We start from the raw sequence: 22237 nt of genomic DNA, 5'->3' as shown, positions 1-22237 counted from the left end.
CTTTCATCGATGAAGTGAGTGACACATGTCGCCATTCAAGGGCCAGACCGGCCTCAAACGGATTTTCAATGCCGCCGGCTACTCGTTGGACGGCCTGCGCACCGCCTTCAAGGGCGAAGCCGCTTTCCGCCAACTGGTGTTGCTCAATGTGCTGCTGATCCCGACAGCTTTCTGGCTGCCGGTTAGCCGTGTCGAGCGGGCGATCCTGATTGCCGTGTGCCTGCTGGGATTGATCGTCGAACTGCTCAATTCGGCGGTGGAGGCGGCCATCGATCGCATCTCGCTGGAGCGCCACCCACTGTCGAAGAACGCCAAGGACATGGGCAGCGCTGCGCAGCTGGTGGCAATGTCCATGGTGGCGGTGGTGTGGGGCGTGATCCTGCTGGGTTGACCTTCAGGCGATCGGCGGCAGGACGATTTCGTCGCTGCGCTGTACGCCTGCGGTGAAGCTGCGGCACAGTTCGAGGAACTCGCGCATGGCCGAGGTCTGGTACTTCTGCTTGTGCCAGATGAAATAGAACTGCCGCGCCAAGTCCAGGGCCGGGGTTTCCACCGGTACCAGACTGCCGCGGCGGAAGGCGTCGCGCAGGGCCAGGCGCGAGATGCAGCCGATCCCCAGGCCTGACTCCACCGCGCGCTTGATCGCTTCGGTGTGCTCCAGCTCAAGGCGAATATTGAGGTTGGCGCGATGGTGGCGCATGGCCTGGTCGAAGGTCAGGCGCGTGCCAGAGCCCTGTTCCCGCAAGATCCAGGCCTCATTGGCAAGCTGCTCGATGCCGGCGTGGCCGACCTTGGCCAGCGGGTGTTGCGGTGCGCAGAACACCACCAGCTCGTCTTCCACCCACGGCTGCACCTCGAGGTCGGGGTGGTTGCAGTCACCCTCGATTAGACCCAGATCAATTTCGTAATGGGCGACCTGTTGCACGATATGCGCAGTGTTCTGCACATGCAGTTTGACCTGGCTCTCCGGGTGTACCTGCATGAAACTGCCGATCAGCAGGGTGGCCAGGTAGTTGCCGATGGTCAGGGTGGCGCCAACCGCCAGCGAGCCGAACCCGGACTTGCCATTGAGCAGGTCCTCGATCTCTTTTGCCTGGTCGAGCAGGGCCACTGCCTGGGGCAGTAATTGATGGCCCAAGGCATTGAGGCTCAGGCGCTTGCCGGCGCGGTCGAACAGTTGGCAGCTGGATTGACGCTCCAGTTCGGTGATCGAAGTGCTGGCGGCTGATTGCGACAAGGCCAGCACCCCCGCGGCCCGGGACACGCTCTGGTGCTGGGCGACGGCGACGAAGACCTGAAGTTGACGAAGTGTAAATCGCATATCTATATAACCGATAACACATATCTTGATAATTCAGTTAACAGATATTGTCGCTGCCCCTAAACTATCGCGCAACTGTGCGCCTTGTGCGCGCTGCGTTTTTCTTCAGGAGCCCCATCGATGAGCAACATGAACCACGAACGTGTCCTCAGTGTGCACCACTGGAACGACACCCTGTTCAGCTTCAAGTGCACCCGCGATCCGGGCCTGCGCTTCGAGAACGGTCAGTTCGTGATGATCGGCCTGCAGCAGGAAAGCGGCCGCCCGCTCATGCGCGCCTACTCCATCGCGTCGCCGAACTGGGAAGAGCACCTGGAGTTCTTCAGCATCAAGGTGCCGGACGGCCCGTTGACCTCGCAGCTGCAGCACCTGAAGGAAGGCGACGAGATCATCATCAGCAAGAAGCCTACCGGCACGCTGGTGCTCGATGACCTGAACCCGGGCAAGCACCTGTACCTGCTGAGCACCGGCACTGGCCTGGCGCCGTTCATGAGTGTCATCCAGGACCCTGAGACCTACGAGCGTTTCGAGAAGGTGATCCTGGTCCACGGCGTGCGCTACGTGAACGAAGTCGCCTACCGCGAGTTCATCACCGAGCACCTGCCGCAGAACGAGTTCTTCGGCGAGTCCGTGCGTGACAAGTTGATCTACTACCCGACCGTGACCCGCGAGCCGTTCGAGAACCAGGGCCGTCTGACCGACCTGATGCGCAGCGGCAAGCTGTTCAGCGACATCGGCCTGCCACCGATTAACCCGCAGGACGACCGCGCGATGATCTGCGGCAGCCCGAGCATGCTCGATGAAACCAGCGAAGTGCTGGACAGCTTCGGCCTGAAGATCTCTGCGCGCATGCGCGAGCCGGGTGACTACCTGATCGAGCGCGCCTTCGTCGAGAAATAAGGCGAGCGCGGCAAACAAAAAACGCAGGCCTTGGCCTGCGTTTTTTTATGCCTGGATCCAGCAAAGCCGGTGATGGCTCAGCAATCCCGTACGACCTCCAGCACCCGGATCTGATCCGGCTGAGGATAGTGCCAGCGCACCTGCACATCCCAGAACTTCACCCCGTACACCCGTTCGGCGGGCGGTACCTGATAGGCGGGCCTTGGGTCCTGCGCCAGGCATTGCTCGATCAACGCCACCAGCGGCTCATCCAGGCGCAGTTCATGTTCGCGAGCCTGGGGCAGGGCGCTTTCACTCCACTGCACGGCGATGGGCGCTGGTGCGGCGCCAGCCATCTGGTTGGTCGCCTCCAGAATGCTGTCGGCATAGGGCACGTAGGGCTTGATATCCAGCACCGGCGTGCCGTCGAGCAGGTCGATGCCTGAAAGCAGCAGACGCCCGGGCTCGACACCTTCCAGGCGCACCACTGACTGGCCGATGCCGTTGGGCCGATGGGTGGCCCGGGTGGCGAACACCCCCATGCTCTTGTTGCCACCCAGGCGCGGTGGGCGCACCTTCAGCCGTGGCTTGTCCTCCAGCGCTTCGTGGAACAGGAACAGCAACCACACATGGCTGACCTGCTCCAACCCCTCTACCGCATCACCCTGGTCGAAAGGTGGCAGGAGTTCGAGCACGCCTCGCGCTGCCGGCGCCAGTTGTGGCTGGCGCGGGATGGCGAACTTCTCCTTGAAGCAGGAGCGGACGATGCCGACCGGCGAGACGGTGTGTTGCATCAGCCACGCACGCGCTGGGTGAGGCCCTTGAGGAAGTTGCGCAGCAACTGGTCGCCGCAAGGGCGGTAGTTGTCATGGCCAACCTTGCGGAACAGCGCACTCAGCTCGGGCTTGGACACCGGGAAGTTGACCGCCTTGAGCACCGCGTGCAGGTCGTCTTCCTTCAGCTCGAAGGCCACTCGCAGTTTCTTGAGGATGGTGTTGTTGGTCACCGGCAGCTCGACAGGCTGTGGCGGGCGGCTGTCATCGCGGCCGCGGCGATGGATCACCAGGCCATCGAGAAAATAGGCCATGACCTTGTCCGGGCACTGTACGAAGCCCGGCTCTTCTTCTTTTTTCACGTAGCCGGCAATCGCTTCTGCGTTCACCTGCAGGCCGGCCAGGCCGATGATCTCGGCCATTTTCTGGTCGTTGGCTTTGATCATGTAGCGCAGGCTACGCATGACGTCGTTGTGGTTCATTGCAGCAAATCCTGTTCAAGAGCCGCACCTGTGCGCGCGGCAATAATGCTAGAAACGTTCTGTGGCAGCGACGTAGCGCCATTGCCCCGCTGGCAGCTTGCCCATGGACACACCGCCCAGGCGGATGCGGCGCATGCCCAGCACCTTGAGGCCGGCGGTTTCGCACAGAGCCTCGATCTGCCCGCGCTGCGGGTTCTTCAGCACCATGCGCAGGTGCTGTTCGTTCTGCCAGCTGGCCTTGGCCTTGGGTAGCTCCACGCCCTTGCGTTCCACGCCCCGGGCCAGGCGCTCCAGTGCACCAGGCTTGGCCTCGCCACTGACCTGGACGATGTACTCCTGCTCAAGGCGGCGCAGGTCGGCGTCGATCTTGCGGGTGACGCGCCAGTCCTGGGTGAACACCTGCAGGCCGCTGGCGCCCGGCAGCAGTGGGGCGATGCAGTCCTGGCGGTTGAAGTGGCCGTGCAGCGGGCGCACGCCTTCACGGTGCGCTTCACTCAGGCTGGCCATGGACATGCCTGCCTGGGCGGTTGCCACGTTCTGGCCGGGTTGTTGGTTGAGCAGCAAGGTGACCGGTTCGAGGGTTTCGGCACGGGCGCCAGGCAGTAGCTCCACGCGCTGGTCGACGATCTTGAACTGCGGCTGTTCGACCACTTCGCCATCGACCGTGACCCAGCCTCCTTCGATGTACAGTTCGGCCTCTCGGCGCGAGCAGCCAAGCTGTTCGATGAGGCGTTTGGACAGGCGGATAGGCTCGGACATGGACAATGAGTTCGCAGGGCAGGGAAAGCGCTCATTGTACCTGCCCCGATAGGTTTGGGGCTGCAAATTGGTGTCATTTGCGCCATTTCGGCAATGCGCGGTTACGTCAGCGGCAGCCGTTTCAGGGCGTTGCACGGACCCGTTGCATGTGTAGTAGCGGATAAGGCTGGCCCAGGCCATCCGTTTCCGAGCGGCCAATGATTTCAAAGCCTTCGTGCAAGTAGAAGCCAAGGGCCTGGGGGTTCTGTTCGTTGACATCCAGGCGTTCGGCATTCAGCTCCGCCACTGCGTGGCGCAGCAACCGTTGGCCAACGCCCCGGCCGAAATGTTCGGGCGCGACGAACAGCATGTCGACGCGACCGTTGGCCACTCCGGCAAAGCCAAGGATGCGCCGGTCGCGGTCCTTGCAGCAGACCAGCATCACCGCATCCAGGTACCGGGCCAGCACATGCTCACGCAACAGTTGGATGTAGGCTTCTGGGAGAAAATCATGGGTGGCCCGGACCGACGCCTCCCAGATCCGCACCAGTTCCGGGTAGTCGGCGTAGCGGGGGGTGTGCAGTGTCAGCGTCGGCTTCATCCTCGGCGGCTCCGGTGTGCGTTGGCCTCTGCACAAACATAGATGCAAAAAAATACCCCGCCAGTGGGCGGGGTATTTTCAGTGCAGGGGACTGTCAGATTGGCTCTGCCCACATGTCGTATTCATCGGCATCGACAATACGGCAACGCACTTTGTCGCCCGGCTTGAAGCCGTGGTCGCCATCGATGAACACGCTGCCGTCGATTTCCGGCGCGTCGAAGAAGCTACGGCCTACCGAACCCTGCTCTTCGACTTCGTCGATCAGCACTTCGATTTCCTTGCCGATGCGCAGTTGCAGGCGGGCGGTGCTGATGGCCTGCTGGTGGGCCATGAAGCGGTCCCAACGCTCCTGCTTGACGTCATCCGGTACCTCGTCCAGGCCCAGGTCGTTGGCCGGGGCGCCTTCTACCGGCGAGTACTGGAAGCAGCCGACGCGGTCGAGCTGGGCTTCGGTCAGCCAGTCCAGCAGGTACTGGAAGTCTTCCTCGGTCTCGCCAGGGAAACCGACGATGAAGGTCGAGCGGATCACCAGCTCAGGGCACTGTTCACGCCAGTTCTTGATACGGGCCAGGGTGCGGTCTTCAAAGGCTGGGCGCTTCATCGACTTGAGCACTTTGGGGCTGGCGTGCTGGAACGGGATGTCGAGGTACGGCAGGATCTTGCCGGCGGCCATCAGCGGGATCACGTCGTCCACGTTCGGGTACGGGTAGACGTAGTGCAGGCGCACCCAGGCGCCCAGGCTGCTCAGCGCCTCGCACAGCTCGAGCATGCGGGTCTTGACCGGGCGGCCGTTCCAGAAGTCGGTCTTGTACTTGACGTCGACGCCGTAGGCGCTGGTGTCCTGGGAAATCACCAGGATTTCCTTGACGCCAGCCTTGACCAGGCGCTCGGCCTCGCTCAGCACTTCACCGACCGGGCGGCTGACCAGCTTGCCGCGCATCGACGGGATGATGCAGAAGCTGCAGCTGTGGTTGCAGCCTTCGGAAATCTTCAGGTACGCGTAGTGGCGCGGCGTCAGCTTGACGCCCTGTGGCGGCACCAGGTCGATCAGCGGGTTGTGGTCCTGACGTGGCGGCACCACTTCGTGCACGGCGTTGACCACCTGCTCGTACTGCTGGGGCCCCGTGACCGACAGCACGCTCGGGTGCACGTCGCGGATGCTGCCCTCTTCGACGCCCATGCAGCCGGTGACGATGACTTTGCCGTTTTCCTTGATGGCTTCGCCGATCACTTCCAGCGACTCGGCCTTGGCGCTGTCGATGAAGCCGCAGGTGTTGACCACCACCACGTCGGCGTCCTCATAGGTCGGCACGACTTCATAGCCTTCCATGCGCAGCTGGGTCAGGATGCGCTCGGAATCGACCAGGGCCTTGGGGCAACCCAGGGAAACGAAGCCGACCTTAGGGGTGGCGGGAGTGGTGGACATGGCTAACCTCGGTATTGAATACAGGCCGCCCGGCCGGTAACGGGGGCGATCCTGGCGGGCGCTTTTCGCGCCTCTGATCAAAAAGTGCGCAATTCTAGCGAGCGCAAGGTCGCTTGACCAGCAGAAATACGACGAACGCTGCGCTATGCTTCGCGCCGTTGCGCGGGGGCCTACGGGATGCCTCGACGCGGATGGGAATTCAATCGGTCTAACAGGCCTTCTGCGGGAGTGGTCGATGGTTCAGGCAAGCAGTCACGCCGAGGGCGGGCACGAGGGTAAGCAGGGCGCGACGCGGTCGCTGGGCCTGCTCGTGGCAGCTGTTGGGGTGGTCTATGGCGATATCGGCACCAGCCCGCTGTACACCCTCAAAGAGGTCTTCACCGGGGGTTATGGCGTACCGGTCAACCACGACGGGGTGCTGGGCATTCTGTCGCTGATTCTCTGGTCGCTGCTGTGGGTGGTGTCGTTCAAGTACGTGATGTTCATCCTGCGTGCCGACAACCAGGGCGAGGGTGGCACCATGGCGCTGACAGCGCTGGCGCGGCGGGCCACGGCCAGCCACCCGAAACTGCGTGCGCTGATGGTCATCTGCGGCTTGATCGGCGCCTCGCTGTTCTATGGCGACAGCATGATCACCCCGGCGGTGTCGGTGCTGTCGGCGGTGGAGGGCATGGGCCTGGCGTTCGACGGCATCGACCACTGGGTGGTGCCGATCTCGCTGGTGGTGCTGGTGGCACTGTTCCTGGTGCAGAAGCACGGCACCGAGACCATCGGCAAGCTGTTCGGCCCGATCATGGTCACCTGGTTCGTGGTGCTGGGGGCGTTGGGGGTGCATGGCATCTCGCAGAGCCCGGAAGTGCTCAAGGCCTTCAACCCAGGCTGGGCGTTGAATTTCTTCATCGTTCATCCGGGCATGGGCGTGGCGATTCTCGGGGCGGTGGTGCTGGCGCTGACCGGTGCCGAGGCGTTGTACGCCGACATGGGGCACTTCGGCCGCAAGCCGATCGCCCGCGCCTGGTTCATCCTGGTGCTGCCGGCGCTGGTGCTCAACTACTTTGGTCAGGGCGCGATGCTGCTGCAGAACCCTGAAGCGGCCCGCAACCCCTTCTACCTGCTGGCGCCGAGCTGGGCGTTGCTGCCGTTGGTGGGCCTGGCCACCATGGCCACGGTAATCGCTTCGCAGGCGGTGATTTCCGGCGCGTTCTCGCTGACCCGTCAAGCCATTCAGCTCGGTTACATCCCGCGGATGCAGATCCAGCACACCTCCAGCGACGAGCAGGGGCAGATCTACATCGGCGCAGTGAACTGGACGCTGATGGTTGGCGTGGTGCTGCTGGTGATCGGCTTTGAGTCTTCTGGCGCCCTGGCTGCGGCCTATGGTGTGGCGGTGACTGGCACGATGCTGATGACCACGATCCTGGTGTCGGTGGTGATGCTGCTGCTGTGGAAGTGGCCGCCGGTGCTGGCAGTGCCACTGCTGGTGGGCTTTCTGCTGGTGGATGGGCTGTTCTTCGCCGCCAACGTGCCGAAAATCGTCCAGGGCGGTGCTTTCCCGGTGCTGGCGGGGATTGTGCTGTTCGTGTTGATGAGTACCTGGAAGCGCGGCAAGCAGATCCTGGTCGACCGCATCGATGAAGGTGCGTTGCCGCTGCCGCTGTTCATCGGCAGCATCCGTGTGCAGCCACCGCACCGGGTCGAGGGCACAGCGGTGTTCCTTACCGCGCGATCGGACGCCGTGCCCCACGCGTTGTTGCACAACATGTTGCACAACCAGGTGCTGCACAGCCAGGTGGTGTTGTTGACCGTGGTCAGCGAGGACCGGCCGCGGGTACCGGAGAGCGAGCGTTTCGAGGTGGAGGCCTATGGCGACGGGTTCTTCCGCGTGTTGCTGCACTTCGGCTTCATGGATGAGCCTGACGTGCCGGCGGCCTTGAAGCTGTGCCACCTGGACGAGCTGGATTTCAGCCCGATGCGCACCACCTATTTCCTCAGCCGGGAAACGGTGATCGCTTCGCGGTTGGAGGGGATGTCGCGCTGGCGCGGCAACCTGTTCGCGTTCCTGCTCAAGAACGCCAACGGCAACTTGCGCTTCTTCAACCTGCCGTTGAACCGGGTGATCGAACTGGGAACCCAGGTCGAGATCTAGAAACTGCAAGGGGCCGCATAGCGGCCCCTTTTTCATTTCACTTCTCAGCGACGCTGGACTTCCCCTGGCGGGTCTCGATCTCGTTGATCAGGCGCTTGGCCAGTGCCGGGTAGTTCTCGTCGAAGTGGTGGCCGCCGGGCAGCTTCATGCGCTCGCCCACGGCAGTCTTGTCGGTGCAGCCGCTTTCGTCGGTTTCCTCGACACCGTACACGCACACCACCTTGGCGGCGGGCAGCTTGGCCATCTCTTGCCCGGTCGGGGCTTCCTGGCCTTCCTTGCCCAACCAGCCCTCGACCTCGATCTCGAAGCTGCCGCTGCGGGCGAAGGCCAGCAGGATCACGGCATCGATGCGCTTCTGGTCCTCTTCGGGCAGGCGGTTGTAGATAGCCGGCAGTACGTCGGCGCCGAACGAATAGCCGGTCAGCACGAAGCGCTTGGTGCCCCATTTCTGGCGGTAGTGCTGCATCAGCTCGGAGAGGTCGGCGGCGCTCTGTTCCGGCGTCTTGTGCTGCCAGTAGTAGCGCAGGGTGTCGATGCCCACCACCGGGAAGCCGAGCTTGGCCATCTCGCCGGCGACGTCGCGGTCCAGGTCGCGCCAGCCACCGTCACCGGAGAGGAACAGGGTGACAGTGTCGGTGGTCTGCCCGGCGGGTACTTCCACTACCGGGATCGCCAGGGCATTGCCGTCCTGGCCGACCAAGGCTTGCGTGAGCTGGGCCTTGAGTACCTGGGGCAGGTGGATGTCGTAGTCGGCAATGCTGGTCTCGGCGTTGGCCTGGTCGCGCACGAAGGCGGCACTGGCATCGTCCGGGTTATCGTTCCAGGCCACGCTCCAGTGGCCGTGGGCCGCGGATTTTGGCAGCTCAGCCTGACAGCCCGGTTGCTCGAGGGTGAAGTCCACCGAGATGGCACGGGCCTTGTCATCATTCTGTGTGGCCAGCCAGCGCCAAGCCTGGGCGGCGCCGGGGCCGATGCCGGCGACCACGGTGGGTTTGTCGGACAGCTGGGCCAGCGCCTCATCCATGGCTGCCTTTTGCTTGCCGCAGTCGGCCGGCGGCAGGATTACCTGCACCAGCTGGGCTTCACCGGCCTGGCTCAGGTCCAGCAGCTGCTTGTCGCTCAAGGCCTGGTCCTGCGGCACGCCGATGGCTACCCGGGCCTTGGCGTGTACGCCAGGGGTGGCACGGGTCAGGCTGCTGCCCTCACCCAGGGTAAGATGGTCCAGGCGTGCCTCTGGGGCAGGGCGGGTCCAAAGCCAGAAGGCCACGCCACCGGCCAGGGCGGCCAGCAGCAGGGGAATCAGTACGTACAGCCAATAGCGTCGGATCATCAACGTTTCACCAATCCAGTCAGGCCACCAGCGATCAGGGCGGCGGTATCAGCCAGTGCCACAAGCGGGTCGAGCCCGGCCGGCACGGCCATGTAACGGGGTTCCCAGTCCGGCTGGAACTTGTCCTTGAAGCGCCGCAGGCCCTGGAAGTTGTACAGCTGCTCGCCACGCTGGAACACCATCGAACCCAGGCGTTGGGTCAAGGGTGCTCCGCGCCGCGGCTGCAAGCCGGAAAGGGGGACCATCCCCAGGCTGAAACGGCCATAGTCATGGCTCTTGTAGTGAAGGATCAGGCCAACCATCATGAATTCCATGGTCAGCTTCGGCGCGTCCGGGTGGGCGCGCATCAGGTCCAGGCTGGCCAGCTCGTTGCTGTGGGTTTCCAGCAAGTTGGCAAAGGCCACCGGGCGGCCCTGGAAGCGGATCAGCGCGATGCGAAAATGCTGCAGGTACTCGGGGCTGAAGCGGCCGAGCGAGAAGCCTTTTTCACGCACGTTCTTGCCTTCGAGCCAGGCATCGGAGATTTCCTTGAGCTCCGCCAGCGGCGCCTGGCCGGGCTCGTGGACCTCAAGGGCCAGGCCGTCGCGCCCGCCGCGGTTCCAGGTATAGCGCAGGTCCTTCATCTCCTTGCCCTTGGCTTCGAGGTCGAAGCGGCGCAGGTCGACGCGGGCTTCTTCGCCGAGCTTGATCGCGGTCAGGCCAATGTCCATGTAGAACGGCAGGTTCTCCGCGCGCACCTGGTAGAACACCGGGCGGGCATGGTGCAGGTCGCACAGGTCGCGGAACTGCCAGATCATTTCGGCGCGCTCCTGGGCCGGGCCGATCGGGTCGTACAAGGCCACCAGGCTGCGGCCACGGCGGGCGTACATGAGGAAGGCGTCGTCGCTGGGGTGGAACAACAGCGCCTTGTCGCCGGTCAGCGCCAGGCCGCCGTCGGGCTGGTCGGAGGCCAGCAGGATGCGGTTGGCGCGCTGCAGTTCGTCTTCGGTGGGCAGATGGATCACCGGGCGGGCGGTGCGCAGCAGCCAGGTCAGGGCGACGATCACCAGCAGTACTGCACTGCCCATGGCCGCGCGCAGTCCACGTGGGGCATCGGCATCGAGGGTGAACTGCCACCAGAGTTTGTGGGTGTAGGGGACGTCCTGATAGGCGAACAGCAGCAGCCAGATCGAGGCACCGACCACGCACGCGCTGGCCACCAGGTATACCGGCGAGAATGGCAGTTCGAGCAGCCGGCTGGGGCGATAGAACGAACGGCGGAACAGTGCCAGCAGGGCGGCGGTGAGGCACATGAGCGTGGCCTCTTCCCAGTCAAAGCCCTTGAGCAGCGACAGGACTGCACCTACCAGCAGCAGTACGGTGGTCAGCAGCCAGGCAGCTGACAGGCGGCGGCGCAGGCCCTGGGCCAGCAGCAGGCACAGTACGCCGATGAGGCTGGCGCCGAAGTGCGACGCATCGATCAGCCGGTGGGGGATCAGGAAGCCCATGTGTTCCAGGCGGCTGTCGATTTCGGGGGTGGCGCCGGAGAACAGCAGCACCACACCGGAGAGGAATACCAGGATTGCCAGAACCGGTGCGGCCAGCCCGGAAGCTGCGCGGATGGCTTGCTGGGCGAACAGCAGGCGACGCGCTTCGTTGGCCAACAGCAGTACGCAAGCCAACAGCAGCGGCAGTACCACGTAGATCAGGCGGTACAGCAGCAGCGCGGCAGCAAGTGGTGCGGCACCCAGCTGGTTGGCAAAGGCGGCTAGCAGGATCGCCTCGAATACACCGACACCGCCCGGTACGTGGCTGAGCACGCCTGCAGCGAGTGCCAGCAGATAGACCAGTACGAAGGCACCGAAAGGCGGCGCTTCCGGCAGCAGCAGGTACAGCACGGTGGCGGCGGCGGCAACGTCCAGCGCGGTGATCAGCAGTTGCAGGCCGGCCAGGCGAGCGCTCGGCAGGCGCAGGGTGCGGCGGCCGAACTGAACCAGCAGGCTGTCCTTGAGCGGTTGCTCGGCCAGGCGGCGACGGTACAGGCCCATCACCAGCGCAGCGGTCATGACCAGGACCGCCACGGCAATGCCGCCCAGCAGCGGCGCAGGCAGGCGCAATGCAGTGGCGGCTGCCGGCAGGTTGCTAAGGGTGGCCAGAGCCGCCAGCGGCGGCAGCGCACAGCCCAGCGAGAGGCTGGCGAACACGGTCATGCGCGCGACTTCAGCAGCGCTCAGCCCTTGGCGGGCATACAGACGATAACGTACCGAGCCACCGGAGAGCATCGACAGGCCGATGGCATTGCCAATCGCGAAGGCGCTGAAGCCACCCAGTATCAGGGTGCGCGGCGGCAACTGCACGGCCGCGAAGCGGCTGGCTGACCATTCGTAGCCCAGCAAAATCAGGAAACCGACTGCGGTGGCTAGCAGCGCCCCGAGCAAGGCGTGGGACGGCACGCTGAGCATGGCGTCATGCAGCGCGTAGATGTCCAGTTCGCTCAACAGGTGGCGGCAGGCAATCAGGCCCATGGCGAACAGCACCAGGGTCAGCGCCAGGCCCAAGGGTTGGCGGTACTTGCTCAGGCGTTCCAGCCAAGGCAGGCGTTGCGCAGCCGTAGGCAAGGCCGCAGTCAGCGGTGCCTGGGTTTCGGGAGTGGGGGCGGTCATGGGGTGCCCCGTGCGGTCAGCGCGAGGTGAAAGCAAGCTACGGCCAAGTGAAAGTCCCTTTGGAAAAACGTGTCCAGATATTACTCCGGCCCATGTAGTTAATCTGTTTCAGGATAGTTAAAGATAGTTCATTCAGCTATGTGGAGCAGGGGCGGGGGAAGCGGGATGCGCGCTGCGCTTGGCCTGGGTGGTTGAGAACGATAGGCCTGAATGCAACAAGCCCCGCACTATCTTTCGATAGGCGGGGCTTGTTCTGACGAATATGGTTGCGGGAGCCGGATTTGAACCGACGACCTTCGGGTTATGAGCCCGACGAGCTACCAGGCTGCTCCATCCCGCGTCAGTGGTGCGAATTTTACGGATTATCGAATGCTTGTCAAGCGTAAATGCCTGATTTAGCTAAAATTTTCCGTATGCCAGAGCACGGGCAATAAAAAAGGCCACTGTCGAAACAGTGGCCTTTCTAGAATCTGGTTGCGGGAGCCGGATTTGAACCGACGACCTTCGGGTTATGAGCCCGACGAGCTACCAGGCTGCTCCATCCCGCGTCAGAGGGGCGCATTTTACGGATTACCAGCAAGCTGTCAAGCATTAAATGTTCGATATTCTTTACGTGGGTTTCCGCGATGCTTTTCACAGCTCAATAAAAAAGGCCACTGTCGAAACAGTGGCCTTTTTTATTGAATCTGGTTGCGGGAGCCGGATTTGAACCGACGACCTTCGGGTTATGAGCCCGACGAGCTACCAGGCTGCTCCATCCCGCGCCTGTGAGATCGAATTCTACGGAATTCCTTCCCGATGTCAACATTTAAATCAAAAAAACCTTTCCCGTTCAGACTCTTAGCGTGCCAAATTGACGCCAGGCTCAGTATTGGCGGGGGTTCCAGGCCGATTGTCGTGTGCAGGCTGTCTCCGTCGATGGGGGTTGGGGTACTATCTGTATGAATTTACAGTACTGGCTGTCGTCCATGTCCTTGCGCAAGATCATCCATGTCGACTGTGACTGCTTCTACGCCGCCATAGAAATGCGTGATGACCCGCGCCTGGTGGGGCGCCCCATGGCGGTGGGTGGGCAGCCTGGGCAGCGTGGGGTGATTGCCACCTGCAATTATGAGGCGCGCGCCTATGGCGTGCGCTCGGCGATGTCTTCGGGGCATGCCATGAAGCTGTGCCCGGACCTGCAGATCGTCAAGCCGCGCTTCGAGGCCTACCGTGAAGCCTCGCGCGAGATACACGCGATTTTCCGCGACTACACCGAGCTGATCGAGCCCTTGTCGCTGGACGAGGCTTATCTGGATGTCAGTGACAGCCAGTGGTTTGCCGGCAGTGCCACGCGTATCGCTGAAGATATCCGCAGGCGTGTCGCCCAGCAGTTGCATATCACGGTGTCTGCCGGCGTGGCGCCGAACAAGTTCCTGGCCAAGATTGCCAGTGACTGGCGCAAGCCCAACGGTTTGTTCGTGATCACGCCGGATCAGGTGGAGACGTTCGTTGCCGCGCTGCCGGTCGCTCGCCTGCACGGGGTGGGTAAGGTCACGGCGGACAAGCTGTCGCGGCTGGGCATCGATACCTGCCTATCCTTGCGTGACTGGTCGCGCCTGGCGTTGGTTCGTGAATTCGGCAGCTTCGGGGAGCGATTGTGGGGGCTGGCGCGGGGTATTGATGAGCGTGCGGTGCAAAATGACAGCCGGCGCCAGTCGGTAAGCGTGGAAAACACCTACGACCATGACCTGCCGGACCTGTCCAGTTGCCTGGAGAAACTCCCCGACCTGCTGGCCAGCCTGAATGAGCGGATTGCCCGGATGGATAGCAGCTATCGGCCCGACAAGCCGTTCGTCAAGGTGAAGTTCCATGACTTCAGTCAGACCACCCTGGAACAGGCGGGGGCAGGGCGTGACCTTGAGAGTTATCGGCAGTTGCTCAGTCAGGCGTTCGCGCGCGGAGCCAGGCCCGTGCGCTTGCTGGGCGTAGGGGTAAGGTTGCGCGATTTGCGCGGTGCCCATGAACAGCTGGAGCTGTTCGAAGACAAATAATAAGGAAGGGGCGCGATATGCGCCCCTTGCGGTTATTGCGTCAAGCTAACTATTGCGCACCAGGGTCGGCGACCAGGCGGCCGGTTTCCTTGGTCAAGGTCTTGAGGAAGTCCTGCTGCAGCTCCGGATCGTTGCGGGTGAGCTCGATCAGGCTCTGCTCCAGCTCGCTGGCTTCTTCTTCCAGGCCTAGCTCCGAGAGGCGCTTGACCCGATGTACCCACTGCCCGACATCGTCGTCTTCGAGGTCATCGAAGATCAGCTCGTGTGCCTCCAGCAACTTGCCGCGCAGGTTGCCACTGATCAGCAGGCTGGCATCGCCACGCACGCCGTTGTCCTCGTCGACCACCTGCAAATGCAGGGTGCCTACGTGCTTGAGGTTCTGCTCGGAGAACGGGCTGTCGAGCAGGTTCAGGCGTAGAACGCCGTTTTTATCGGTGGTCAGTTCGTGGGTCATCTTGCCGGCCTTGACCTCGACCAGGCGCTCGTTCCAGGGCACGCTGGTGAATTCTTCGCGCTTGCCTTTCTCGACTTCGCTGATGCCAGCGAGGTTCTGTTGCGCGCGGCCGTTGGACGGCGTGTTCATGAACGGGTTGAGTCCGTCAATGCCATAGCTGAGCCAGTCGTGGGTCATGCTCTCGGGCAGGTTGCCGAGGGCGAACACGTTGGCCACGTTGGCCCCAACACCGGCGACCACGGCAACCGCGCCCAGCGGGATTTCGTAGATCTCCCGCCAGGGCTGGTAGGGCGTATAGCGGTCGTAGCGGCGGGTGACTTCGAACTCGGTGACTTCGAAACGCTGCTGTTCGTGAATGCGCACGCGCCGCTGCGGAAGCTCCATCACCTTGGGCTCGCCGACATCGATCTGCAGACTGTGTTCGAGCAGCTTGCGCTCGACGCGCTCTTCATGGTCGCTGCGCTGGGACATCTGGTTGGCGCAGCCGCTGAGGAGCAGGGCGCCGCACAGTGCGGCGCCCCCCAGGGTGTAGGTACTTCGCTTGGACATGATCACTCGCGCAACGGTTTATCAGCGGCGGATACGGGCCTGCAGGAAGCTCAGCACTTCATTGAGCGGCAACGCCTGGGCGTCCTGCTCGGTGCGGTGCTTGTATTCCAGGTTGCCTTCAGCCAGGCCGCGATCGCTGACGACGATGCGGTGCGGGATGCCAATCAGCTCCATGTCGGCGAACTTGATGCCGGGGCTGGTTTTCTTGTCACGGTCGTCCAGCAGCACTTCGAAACCGGCGGCGGTCAGTTCGGCGTACAGCTTGTCGGTGGCTTCGCGCACCACGTCGGTTTCGTAGCGCAGCGGTACCAGGGCGATCTGGAACGGTGCCAGGGCGTCGTTCCAGATGATGCCCTTGTCGTCGTAGCTCTGCTCGATGGCGGCGGCGACCACGCGGGATACGCCGATGCCATAGCAGCCCATCGACAGCACCACCGGCTTGCCGTTTTCGCCCAGTACCTGGCACTTGAGTGCCTCGCTGTACTTGGTGCCGAGCTGGAAGATGTGGCCGACTTCGATGCCGCGCTTGATCACCAGGGTGCCTTGGCCGTCCGGGCTCGGGTCGCCTTCGACGACGTTGCGCAGGTCGGCGACCTGTGGAACCGGCAGGTCACGCTCCCAGTTCACGCCGAAGTAGTGCTTGTCGTCGATGTTGGCGCCGATGCCGAAGTCGCTCATCAGGGCGACCGAGCGGTCGATGATGCACTCCAGTGGCAGGTTCAGCGGGCCGAGCGAGCCCGCGCCGGCGCCGATGGCGTCGCGCAATTCGGCTTCGCTGGCCATGACCAGTGGCTCGGCAACCTGTTCCAGCTTGGTGGCCTTGATTTCGTTGAGTTCGTGGTCGCCACGGACGATCAGGGCGATCAGCTTGCCCTCTTCGGCGCCATGCACGATCAGGGTCTTGACGGTCTTCTCGATCGCCAGGCCGAAGTTTTCCACCAGTTGCGCGATGGTCTTGGCGTCTGGGGTGTCGACCAGGCGCAGCTCTTCGGTCGGGGCAGGGCGCACGGTTTCGCGCGGGATGGCCTCGGCCTTCTCGATGTTGGCGGCGTAGTCGGAGCTGTCGCTGAAGATCACGTCGTCTTCGCCGGAAGAGGCGAGCACGTGGAATTCGTGGGAGTAGCTGCCACCGATGGAGCCGGTGTCGGCCTGCACCGGACGGAAGTCCAGGCCCAGGCGGGTAAAGATGTTGCTGTAGGCCAGGTGCATGCGGTCGTAGGTTTCCTGCAGGGAAGCCTGGTCGGCATGGAAGGAGTAGGCGTCCTTCATGATGAACTCGCGGCCACGCATCAGGCCGAAGCGCGGACGGATCTCGTCACGGAACTTGGTCTGGATCTGGTACATGTTCAGCGGCAACTGCTTGTAGCTCGACAGCTCGTTGCGTGCGAGGTCGGTGATGACTTCTTCGTGGGTCGGACCGACGCAGAAATCACGGTTGTGGCGGTCCTTCAGGCGCAGCAGCTCAGGGCCGTACTGTTCCCAGCGGCCGGATTCCTGCCACAGTTCGGCGGGCTGGATGCTGGGCATCAGCACTTCGAGGGCACCGGCGGCATTCATTTCCTCGCGGACCACGGCCTCGACCTTGCGCATCACCCGCAGGCCCATCGGCAGCCAGGTGTACAGGCCGGAGGCCAGCTTGCGGATCATGCCGGCGCGCAGCATGAGCTGGTGGCTGATGACCACGGCATCTGCCGGGGTTTCTTTTTGGGTGGCGAGCAAATATTGACTGGTGCGCATGGTGAGCCGTGTCGATTGCCTGAATGTGAAATGACCCCGCATTGTACGGGGGCGAGACGAAAGCGTACAGAATGCAGCACGCGTGTGTTTGTGTCAGCCATGAAAAAGCCCGGCCTAGGCCGGGCTCCTTCATTCGCAGAGCGTTGCAAGCACTGGCTTACAGGATGCTCAGCGGGTACTCGACGATCAGGCGCAGTTCGTCGATCGAGCTCGAACCGTAGTACACGCCATCGCTGGAGCGGTAGGTGGCCTGACGGACGCGGAAGCTCAGGTCTTTAGCCGGGCCTTCCTGCAGGACGTACTTGATGTCCACGTCGCGTTCCCATTCCTTGCCGTTGTCGGTGCCGGCAACGTTGGCACCGGTACCACGGACATAACGGGTCATGAACGACAGGCCTGGAACGCCGTACTCGGCGAAGTTCAGGTCGTAGCGAGCCTGCCAGGACTTCTCGTCTTCGGCGTTGAAGTCGGAGCGGGCGATGGAGTTGGCCAGGAAGATGGTGCCGCCGCCGTCCACGCCATAGCCGTAGTCGCCGTCACCGGTAACTTTCTGGTAGGCCAGGGTGAAGGTGTGTGCGCCGATGTTGTAGGCGCCGGACAGGCTGAATGCACGGTTGTCCAGTTTGTCGCCGTCGAAGGCCTTGTAGAGGGCCGCGCCGTCGCTCTTGGTGTCATAGATGTTGAAGTCGAACACCAGGCCTTGCTTGTCGGAGATCGGCAGCGCCCAGTTGACGTTGGCGTAGTATTTGCGCCAGTAGTCTTCAACTTTGGAGTAGTACAGGCTGGTGCTCAGGGTATCGGTAAAGGCGTAGGTACCGCCGATTACGTCAGCTTCCTTGAGGTGCAGGCTGTCGCGGTTGGTCTCGGCTTGCGCGGTCAGGCTGGTGAAGCGACCGGCGTGCAGGGTGAGGCCTTTGATCTCGTTGCTGGTGATCAGGGCGCCCTGGGCGATCTCAGGCAGCAAGCGGCTGTCGTCGGTGGCGAAGACCGGCAGTGCGGTGAACTGGTCGCCGACCTTCAGTACGGTGTCGGATACGCGGAATTTGACCGCGCCGCCGCCCTTGGAGTAGTCATCCTGCGAACGGCCGTCGGAGCCGGTTGGGAACAGGCCGGTACCGGCGCGACCTTTGCCGCTGTCCAGTTTCAGGCCCAGCATGCCGATGGCGTCGACGCCAACACCGACGGTGCCCTGGGTGAAGCCGGACTCGTAGGTGCCGAGGAAGCCCAGGCCGGTTTCTTCAACGCGGCTTTGACGGTTGCCGTCTTCGTCACGCTCGTTGTTGCGGAAGTCACGGCTGAAATACAGCATCCGGGTCTTGACGTTGAGCTTGCTGTCTTCGAGGAAGCCCTTGGACTCATCCTGCGAAGAGGCGACGGCAAACTGCGAGGTCCCTGCTGCTACGGCCAGGGCGATCATGCTCCACTTCATCACGCGCATCGTGATTTGCTCCTTTGGTTTTTAGGAAGAGTACCGCTGCGCCCAGGAGTTTTAGTTATCGGGGCAGCTCTTTCTTGTTATGTCGGCGAAAATGTATATCACGCTGACTATTCTTGGCGATACGGGCAAAAACAACCTTTCGATAACTTTATGGCCGTGTCGCGTACAGTTATTTCCATGTCGCAAATCACGCCCTGTTTAGTTGGGCGTACAACGCCAGCGCTGTTGTCAAGCCATCAAGGATGTGTAATCACAAAGTTGTGGCTTGCCAACTCCCTGGTGGATCCGATGCCGCTGTTGTTATTTGTCGCGTCCACCCGACAATGCAGGTGTCGTGCCGACTTGGCGTCAAACGAATGCAACAAGCGTGCTCAAAATCGCGAACGTTTCATGAAATTTTCACGTGCGCCGAAGCGGCAGGGTGAAAATCGCCGTAAACACGGGGCGGCGCCTGTCTTATGGTGTGCCAGGGTTCAATGTCCTGCTCGTCTCTGACAGTTGCCTTCAAAGTCAAGGTGTTACCGGCAACTGTTGATCCTGGCTGTTTTGTGTGAAGAAAGTGTGGTGGTGCGGTGACGATTGGCATCATTTTGGTGCGAAAAGTAGCGTGGTGTTACCGCGGCGGGTTCAAACGTGTGCATGAAGCTGTTCAAAGCGTGCCCCCGTTGATGTGGCAATAGAGGAAGCAGGGTATCCTTCGCCCCTGTTTTCGCCCTGTGGGGCGTCATTGTTTTTCTGGAGGTACGCCGTGTTCACTCTCGATTCGCGCCTGCAACAGGATTCCCTGGTGCTGGGCGATCTGCCGCTATGCCGTTTGCTGCTGAGCAAGGATGCCAACTACCCCTGGTTCATCCTGGTGCCGCGTCGTGCCGACATCAGCGAGCTGTTCGACCTGGAGGAGGCTGATCAGCAGCAGCTCTGGCAGGAAACCAATGCCTTGGCCGAAGCCTTCAAGGATGCTTTTGCTGCCGACAAGATGAACGTCGCCACGCTCGGTAACGTTGTCAGCCAATTGCATATGCATGTCATCGTCCGCCGCCACGGCGACGCCGCCTGGCCTGCGCCGGTATGGGGCAAGGTGCCGGCCATCGACTATGCGCCGGAACAGGTGGAAGGCATTCGCCAGCGTGTGCGTGCGCTGCTCGGCGACAGTTTCAAGGAGGCCTGAGGTATGTCGCTGGAATTGCAGATCGTCGAGCTGGAAACCCGTCAGGCGTTCCAGGATGACACCATCCAGGCGCTGAATGACGTGGTGGTCGAGCAGGGGCGTGTGATCGAACGCCTGCAATTGCAGGTGGCCGAGCTGATCAAGCGTTACGAAGAGATGGTCGGCCAGTACGGCAGCGAGGGAGAGGAGGCTCCGCCGCCTCATTATTGAGAGCGGCGGAGTTTGTGGTCAGCGGCGCGAGACTGCGACCACGTCTTCGGCCTGCAGGCCCTTGTCACGGTGCATCACCGAGAACTCCACGCGCTGGCCTTCGACCAGCACGCGGTGGCCTTCGCCCCGGATGGCGCGAAAGTGCACGAAGATATCGTCACCGGTGTCGCGGGAAATGAAGCCGAAGCCCTTGGAGGTGTTGAACCACTTCACCGTACCGGTATCGCGCAGGCCTGCGTCTTGCGCCGCGCCCTGGCTGCGGACTTTGCGCGGGGTGCGGGCAAAGCCTGCCGCCAGGTGCAGGGCGCAGGCGAGAAGTGCACAGGCCAGTGCAGGCAGGCTGCCCAGCTCCGGGCGTGCCAGCAGGGTGAGGGTCTGCAGCGCTACGGCCAGGACCAGCAGGATGCTGGTCGCGCGCTGCAATTGCTGGCGCATGCCGTTGTAATACAGCGGCAGGGCGGGGGCCAGGATCAGGTTCAGCAGCCCGAGCAAGGCCAGGTAAACGGCTTCGGGTTGTTGCAGCAGGGGTGTTGCGTCGGTTCTGAGGCTGGGTATGAGCGATAGCAGCAAGGCAGCCACGCCCGTCACCAGATGGACGATCTTGAACATTTGATTTGGCTCACGTTGATAAGGCCGATCACAGGATGAGCTGGCTGCACGGTGCGCGTGAGGTGTAGGCGCGAAAACGTGACATCCCAGCCTATGCACCCGGCAATAACAGTCCGCACGGGTGGCACGCTGCCTATTTAACAGCAAAGGCGCAGGCATCTCAAACCGCGTGCGCCGGCTGGCCATCGCGTCCTGCGTGGCGTGGAATCTCTTGCTAGGGTTGGTAGGGTCGTCGTGCAGGTGCGCTTGGCAGTGGCTGGCGCACGCTCGGTCAACCAGGCCTTATGGAGAGGGGAATGTCATGGCAATCGATATCGGTATCAGCGAAGAGGATCGCAAGTCCATCGTCGAAGGGTTGTCCCGGTTGCTGTCGGATACCTACGTGCTGTACCTGAAAACCCACAACTTCCACTGGAATGTCACTGGGCCTTCGTTTCGCACCCTGCACCTGATGTTCGAGGAGCAGTACAACGAGTTGGCGCTGGCGGTGGATTCCATTGCGGAGCGTATTCGGGCGCTGGGCTTTCCCGCGCCGGGTTCCTATGCCTTTTATGCGCGCCATTCGTCGATCAAGGAGGAAGAGGGTGTGCCCGTCGCCGATGAAATGATCAGGCAACTGGTGCAGGGGCAGGAGGCGGTGGTGCGCACCGCACGCAGCATTTTCCCGGTGGTGGACAAGGTCAGCGACGAGCCGACCGCCGACTTGCTCACTCAGCGCATGCAGGTGCATGAAAAAACAGCATGGATGCTGCGGGTGTTGCTCGACGGGAAGTGATTGCCGCTTGATCATGCTGCAAGCATTGAAGGCAAGGCTCGGCGCCATTGTGGGTGTCGGGCCTTGTTCGTTTGAGGGGAAAGCCTTGCCGCTGCTATCGGCACGCGTGCCAGCGCTTCATTGACGTCACGGGCCCCGTTTATTGCGACCAACGGGGAGAACTTCGTGACGGTGGAGCGATGCGATGCACGGTGTTATGCAAAGTGTGAATACGGGTGTCAGGCAAGGGCAGGGGGCCGTCAGGCCGCGCATCGACCCGTTCAAGGTGGATTTCGACATGCAGCAGGCCGGGCCTGTGTCGCGATCGGTGCGGCTTAATGGCTTTGCAACCTGTTTGCGCCTGGAGGCGGTTTACTGGCGGATCCTGGAGCGGATTGCCCGGGCCAATCGGTGCTCGGTGAGCGCCGTGCTGTCCTACGTGGACCGTGAGGTGCACCTGCGCCATGGCGGTGTGAGGAACTTCAGTGGCCTGATCCGGGTGATCTGCGTGGCATGGCTGCAGGATGCGCCGGATACGCACTGATCGCCGGGCGGGCTGCACTGCTCCGGTTAACCATATATAATCCCGCTCTTTGCTGCCGTGGGCAGCCTGCAATGTGGTTGACGAGAGACACCATGCCCCTTTACGACTATCAATGTGCATCCTGCGAACACCGCATGGAGGTGTTGCAGAAGATCAGTGCCGCGCCGCTGACCGATTGCCCGGCATGCCAGGCCCCGGCATTGAAGAAGCTGCTGTCGGTCCCCGGTTTTCGCCTGAGCGGCAACGGCTGGTACGAGACCGACTTCAAGACCGGGGCAAAAAAGAATCTGGCAGGCGGCGACAAGGCCGACTGAGTTGAATTGCACCGACCGGGTCTTGCAGTATTAGCCCCTTGGGCGGCGAAGACCTCCACCGAATACACGAATCACGAGAAGCGAAACCA

The 22237-nt window shown here is 62.4% G+C and carries 21 protein-coding genes and 3 tRNA genes; 9 read left to right on the top strand and 15 right to left on the bottom strand.

Annotation, left to right across the window (positions count from 1 at the left end):
* Positions 1–25: 25 nt before the first annotated feature.
* Positions 26–391, top strand: a complete 366-nt coding sequence (locus L6D77_RS03905; RefSeq protein ID WP_011535182.1) for a diacylglycerol kinase — start codon at positions 26–28, stop codon at positions 389–391.
* Positions 392–394: 3 nt separating this feature from the next.
* Here the strand turns inward: L6D77_RS03905 and finR are convergent, their stop codons facing one another.
* Complete coding sequence (gene finR / locus L6D77_RS03900) at positions 395–1321, bottom strand: LysR family transcriptional regulator FinR (protein ID WP_232880531.1); 927 nt, start codon at positions 1319–1321, stop codon at positions 395–397.
* Positions 1322–1441: 120 nt separating this feature from the next.
* Between finR and fpr the strand changes: the two genes are divergently transcribed.
* The gene (gene fpr, locus L6D77_RS03895) at positions 1442–2221 is read left to right on the top strand and encodes a ferredoxin-NADP reductase (RefSeq protein ID WP_110738446.1); all 780 of its coding nucleotides are present in this window, start codon (positions 1442–1444) and stop codon (positions 2219–2221) included.
* Positions 2222–2298: 77 nt separating this feature from the next.
* On the opposite strand, the gene tsaA is transcribed toward fpr, so the two are convergent.
* The 5 genes from tsaA to rimO form a co-directional block, all read right to left on the bottom strand.
* On the bottom strand, positions 2299–2994 hold the full coding sequence (tsaA, locus tag L6D77_RS03890) for a tRNA (N6-threonylcarbamoyladenosine(37)-N6)-methyltransferase TrmO (RefSeq protein WP_232880536.1): 696 nt from the start codon (positions 2992–2994) through the stop codon (positions 2299–2301).
* Positions 2994–3455 carry a YehS family protein gene (locus L6D77_RS03885; protein WP_110992360.1) on the bottom strand — a complete coding sequence of 154 codons (462 nt, stop codon included), beginning with the start codon at positions 3453–3455 and terminating at the stop codon, positions 2994–2996. Before L6D77_RS03885 ends, tsaA begins: the two co-directional genes overlap by 1 nt.
* Positions 3456–3503: 48 nt before the next feature.
* Entirely contained in the window at positions 3504–4214 is a 711-nt protein-coding gene (locus tag L6D77_RS03880) for an rRNA pseudouridine synthase (RefSeq protein WP_232880537.1), read from the bottom strand.
* Positions 4215–4335: 121 nt separating this feature from the next.
* Positions 4336–4794, bottom strand: a complete 459-nt coding sequence (locus tag L6D77_RS03875; protein ID WP_232880541.1) for a GNAT family N-acetyltransferase — start codon at positions 4792–4794, stop codon at positions 4336–4338.
* Between the two features lie 94 nt (positions 4795–4888).
* Entirely contained in the window at positions 4889–6220 is a 1332-nt protein-coding gene (gene rimO / locus L6D77_RS03870) for a 30S ribosomal protein S12 methylthiotransferase RimO (RefSeq protein ID WP_232880544.1), read from the bottom strand.
* Positions 6221–6455: 235 nt separating this feature from the next.
* On the opposite strand from rimO, the gene L6D77_RS03865 reads away from it, so the two are divergent.
* Positions 6456–8366: a potassium transporter Kup gene (locus L6D77_RS03865; RefSeq protein ID WP_232880546.1), complete on the top strand. Its 1911-nt coding sequence runs from the start codon at positions 6456–6458 to the stop codon at positions 8364–8366.
* 37 nt (positions 8367–8403) lie between these two features.
* Here the strand turns inward: L6D77_RS03865 and L6D77_RS03860 are convergent, their stop codons facing one another.
* From L6D77_RS03860 to L6D77_RS03840, 5 genes are all read right to left on the bottom strand, one after another.
* Positions 8404–9696 (bottom strand): virulence factor family protein, encoded by a 1293-nt coding sequence (locus L6D77_RS03860; protein WP_232880548.1) that lies wholly within the window; start codon positions 9694–9696, stop codon positions 8404–8406.
* Complete coding sequence (gene mprF / locus L6D77_RS03855) at positions 9696–12338, bottom strand: bifunctional lysylphosphatidylglycerol flippase/synthetase MprF (protein WP_232880553.1); 2643 nt, start codon at positions 12336–12338, stop codon at positions 9696–9698. The genes L6D77_RS03860 and mprF overlap by 1 nt, the downstream gene beginning before the upstream one ends.
* A gap of 263 nt (positions 12339–12601) precedes the next feature.
* Positions 12602–12678 (bottom strand) — tRNA-Met (locus tag L6D77_RS03850).
* A gap of 131 nt (positions 12679–12809) precedes the next feature.
* Positions 12810–12886, bottom strand: a tRNA-Met gene (locus tag L6D77_RS03845).
* 139 nt (positions 12887–13025) lie between these two features.
* A tRNA-Met gene (locus L6D77_RS03840) sits at positions 13026–13102 on the bottom strand.
* 210 nt (positions 13103–13312) lie between these two features.
* On the opposite strand from L6D77_RS03840, the gene dinB reads away from it, so the two are divergent.
* Complete coding sequence (dinB, locus tag L6D77_RS03835) at positions 13313–14371, top strand: DNA polymerase IV (RefSeq protein ID WP_232881052.1); 1059 nt, start codon at positions 13313–13315, stop codon at positions 14369–14371.
* A gap of 49 nt (positions 14372–14420) precedes the next feature.
* Here dinB and L6D77_RS03830 read toward each other — a convergent pair whose 3' ends face one another.
* The 3 genes from L6D77_RS03830 to L6D77_RS03820 form a co-directional block, all read right to left on the bottom strand.
* Positions 14421–15374, bottom strand: a complete 954-nt coding sequence (locus L6D77_RS03830; protein WP_232880554.1) for a YceB family lipoprotein — start codon at positions 15372–15374, stop codon at positions 14421–14423.
* 21 nt (positions 15375–15395) lie between these two features.
* Positions 15396–17111, bottom strand: coding sequence for a proline--tRNA ligase (locus L6D77_RS03825; RefSeq protein ID WP_232880555.1), 1716 nt, complete (start codon positions 17109–17111; stop codon positions 15396–15398).
* A 157-nt stretch (positions 17112–17268) separates the two neighbouring features.
* Positions 17269–18549, bottom strand: coding sequence for an OprD family porin (locus L6D77_RS03820; RefSeq protein ID WP_232880558.1), 1281 nt, complete (start codon positions 18547–18549; stop codon positions 17269–17271).
* Positions 18550–19297: 748 nt separating this feature from the next.
* Between L6D77_RS03820 and L6D77_RS03815 the strand changes: the two genes are divergently transcribed.
* Both L6D77_RS03815 and L6D77_RS03810 read left to right on the top strand, forming a co-directional pair.
* Positions 19298–19717, top strand: a complete 420-nt coding sequence (locus L6D77_RS03815; protein ID WP_232880560.1) for an HIT family protein — start codon at positions 19298–19300, stop codon at positions 19715–19717.
* Between the two features lie 3 nt (positions 19718–19720).
* Positions 19721–19927 carry a SlyX family protein gene (locus L6D77_RS03810; protein WP_232880561.1) on the top strand — a complete coding sequence of 69 codons (207 nt, stop codon included), beginning with the start codon at positions 19721–19723 and terminating at the stop codon, positions 19925–19927.
* An 18-nt stretch (positions 19928–19945) separates the two neighbouring features.
* Here the strand turns inward: L6D77_RS03810 and L6D77_RS27270 are convergent, their stop codons facing one another.
* Complete coding sequence (locus L6D77_RS27270; RefSeq protein WP_269807350.1) at positions 19946–20536, bottom strand: cold-shock protein; 591 nt, start codon at positions 20534–20536, stop codon at positions 19946–19948.
* A 301-nt stretch (positions 20537–20837) separates the two neighbouring features.
* On the opposite strand from L6D77_RS27270, the gene L6D77_RS03800 reads away from it, so the two are divergent.
* From L6D77_RS03800 to L6D77_RS03790, 3 genes are all read left to right on the top strand, one after another.
* Positions 20838–21311 carry a Dps family protein gene (locus tag L6D77_RS03800; RefSeq protein WP_016392255.1) on the top strand — a complete coding sequence of 158 codons (474 nt, stop codon included), beginning with the start codon at positions 20838–20840 and terminating at the stop codon, positions 21309–21311.
* A gap of 196 nt (positions 21312–21507) precedes the next feature.
* Positions 21508–21834 (top strand): ribbon-helix-helix domain-containing protein, encoded by a 327-nt coding sequence (locus tag L6D77_RS03795; RefSeq protein ID WP_232881054.1) that lies wholly within the window; start codon positions 21508–21510, stop codon positions 21832–21834.
* A gap of 92 nt (positions 21835–21926) precedes the next feature.
* On the top strand, positions 21927–22148 hold the full coding sequence (locus L6D77_RS03790) for an FmdB family zinc ribbon protein (protein ID WP_003254776.1): 222 nt from the start codon (positions 21927–21929) through the stop codon (positions 22146–22148).
* Positions 22149–22237: the final 89 nt, after the last annotated feature.

It is taken from the genome of Pseudomonas parasichuanensis, from assembly GCF_021601385.1.
Lineage (GTDB): Bacteria > Pseudomonadota > Gammaproteobacteria > Pseudomonadales > Pseudomonadaceae > Aquipseudomonas > Aquipseudomonas parasichuanensis.
The sequence above is the reverse complement of the archived record's forward strand: the minus strand, read 5'-3'. Positions and strand labels throughout refer to the sequence as shown.

Excerpts from the sequence above, each read along its gene's own strand:
- L6D77_RS27270 (WP_269807350.1), bottom strand. The coding sequence starts at position 20,536 with ATGTTCAAGATCGTCCATCTGGTGACGGGCGTGGCTGCCTTGCTGCTA.
- fpr (WP_110738446.1), top strand. The coding sequence starts at position 1,442 with ATGAGCAACATGAACCACGAACGTGTCCTCAGTGTGCACCACTGGAAC.
- rimO (WP_232880544.1), bottom strand. The coding sequence starts at position 6,220 with ATGTCCACCACTCCCGCCACCCCTAAGGTCGGCTTCGTTTCCCTGGGT.
- L6D77_RS03825 (WP_232880555.1), bottom strand. The coding sequence starts at position 17,111 with ATGCGCACCAGTCAATATTTGCTCGCCACCCAAAAAGAAACCCCGGCA.
- L6D77_RS03905 (WP_011535182.1), top strand. The coding sequence starts at position 26 with ATGTCGCCATTCAAGGGCCAGACCGGCCTCAAACGGATTTTCAATGCC.
- L6D77_RS03790 (WP_003254776.1), top strand. The coding sequence starts at position 21,927 with ATGCCCCTTTACGACTATCAATGTGCATCCTGCGAACACCGCATGGAG.
- finR (WP_232880531.1), bottom strand. The coding sequence starts at position 1,321 with ATGCGATTTACACTTCGTCAACTTCAGGTCTTCGTCGCCGTCGCCCAG.
- tsaA (WP_232880536.1), bottom strand. The coding sequence starts at position 2,994 with ATGCAACACACCGTCTCGCCGGTCGGCATCGTCCGCTCCTGCTTCAAG.
- L6D77_RS03810 (WP_232880561.1), top strand. The coding sequence starts at position 19,721 with ATGTCGCTGGAATTGCAGATCGTCGAGCTGGAAACCCGTCAGGCGTTC.
- mprF (WP_232880553.1), bottom strand. The coding sequence starts at position 12,338 with ATGACCGCCCCCACTCCCGAAACCCAGGCACCGCTGACTGCGGCCTTG.
- L6D77_RS03820 (WP_232880558.1), bottom strand. The coding sequence starts at position 18,549 with ATGCGCGTGATGAAGTGGAGCATGATCGCCCTGGCCGTAGCAGCAGGG.
- L6D77_RS03865 (WP_232880546.1), top strand. The coding sequence starts at position 6,456 with ATGGTTCAGGCAAGCAGTCACGCCGAGGGCGGGCACGAGGGTAAGCAG.
- L6D77_RS03875 (WP_232880541.1), bottom strand. The coding sequence starts at position 4,794 with ATGAAGCCGACGCTGACACTGCACACCCCCCGCTACGCCGACTACCCG.
- L6D77_RS03795 (WP_232881054.1), top strand. The coding sequence starts at position 21,508 with ATGCAAAGTGTGAATACGGGTGTCAGGCAAGGGCAGGGGGCCGTCAGG.
- L6D77_RS03860 (WP_232880548.1), bottom strand. The coding sequence starts at position 9,696 with ATGATCCGACGCTATTGGCTGTACGTACTGATTCCCCTGCTGCTGGCC.
- L6D77_RS03800 (WP_016392255.1), top strand. The coding sequence starts at position 20,838 with ATGGCAATCGATATCGGTATCAGCGAAGAGGATCGCAAGTCCATCGTC.
- L6D77_RS03885 (WP_110992360.1), bottom strand. The coding sequence starts at position 3,455 with ATGAACCACAACGACGTCATGCGTAGCCTGCGCTACATGATCAAAGCC.
- L6D77_RS03880 (WP_232880537.1), bottom strand. The coding sequence starts at position 4,214 with ATGTCCGAGCCTATCCGCCTGTCCAAACGCCTCATCGAACAGCTTGGC.
- L6D77_RS03830 (WP_232880554.1), bottom strand. The coding sequence starts at position 15,374 with ATGTCCAAGCGAAGTACCTACACCCTGGGGGGCGCCGCACTGTGCGGC.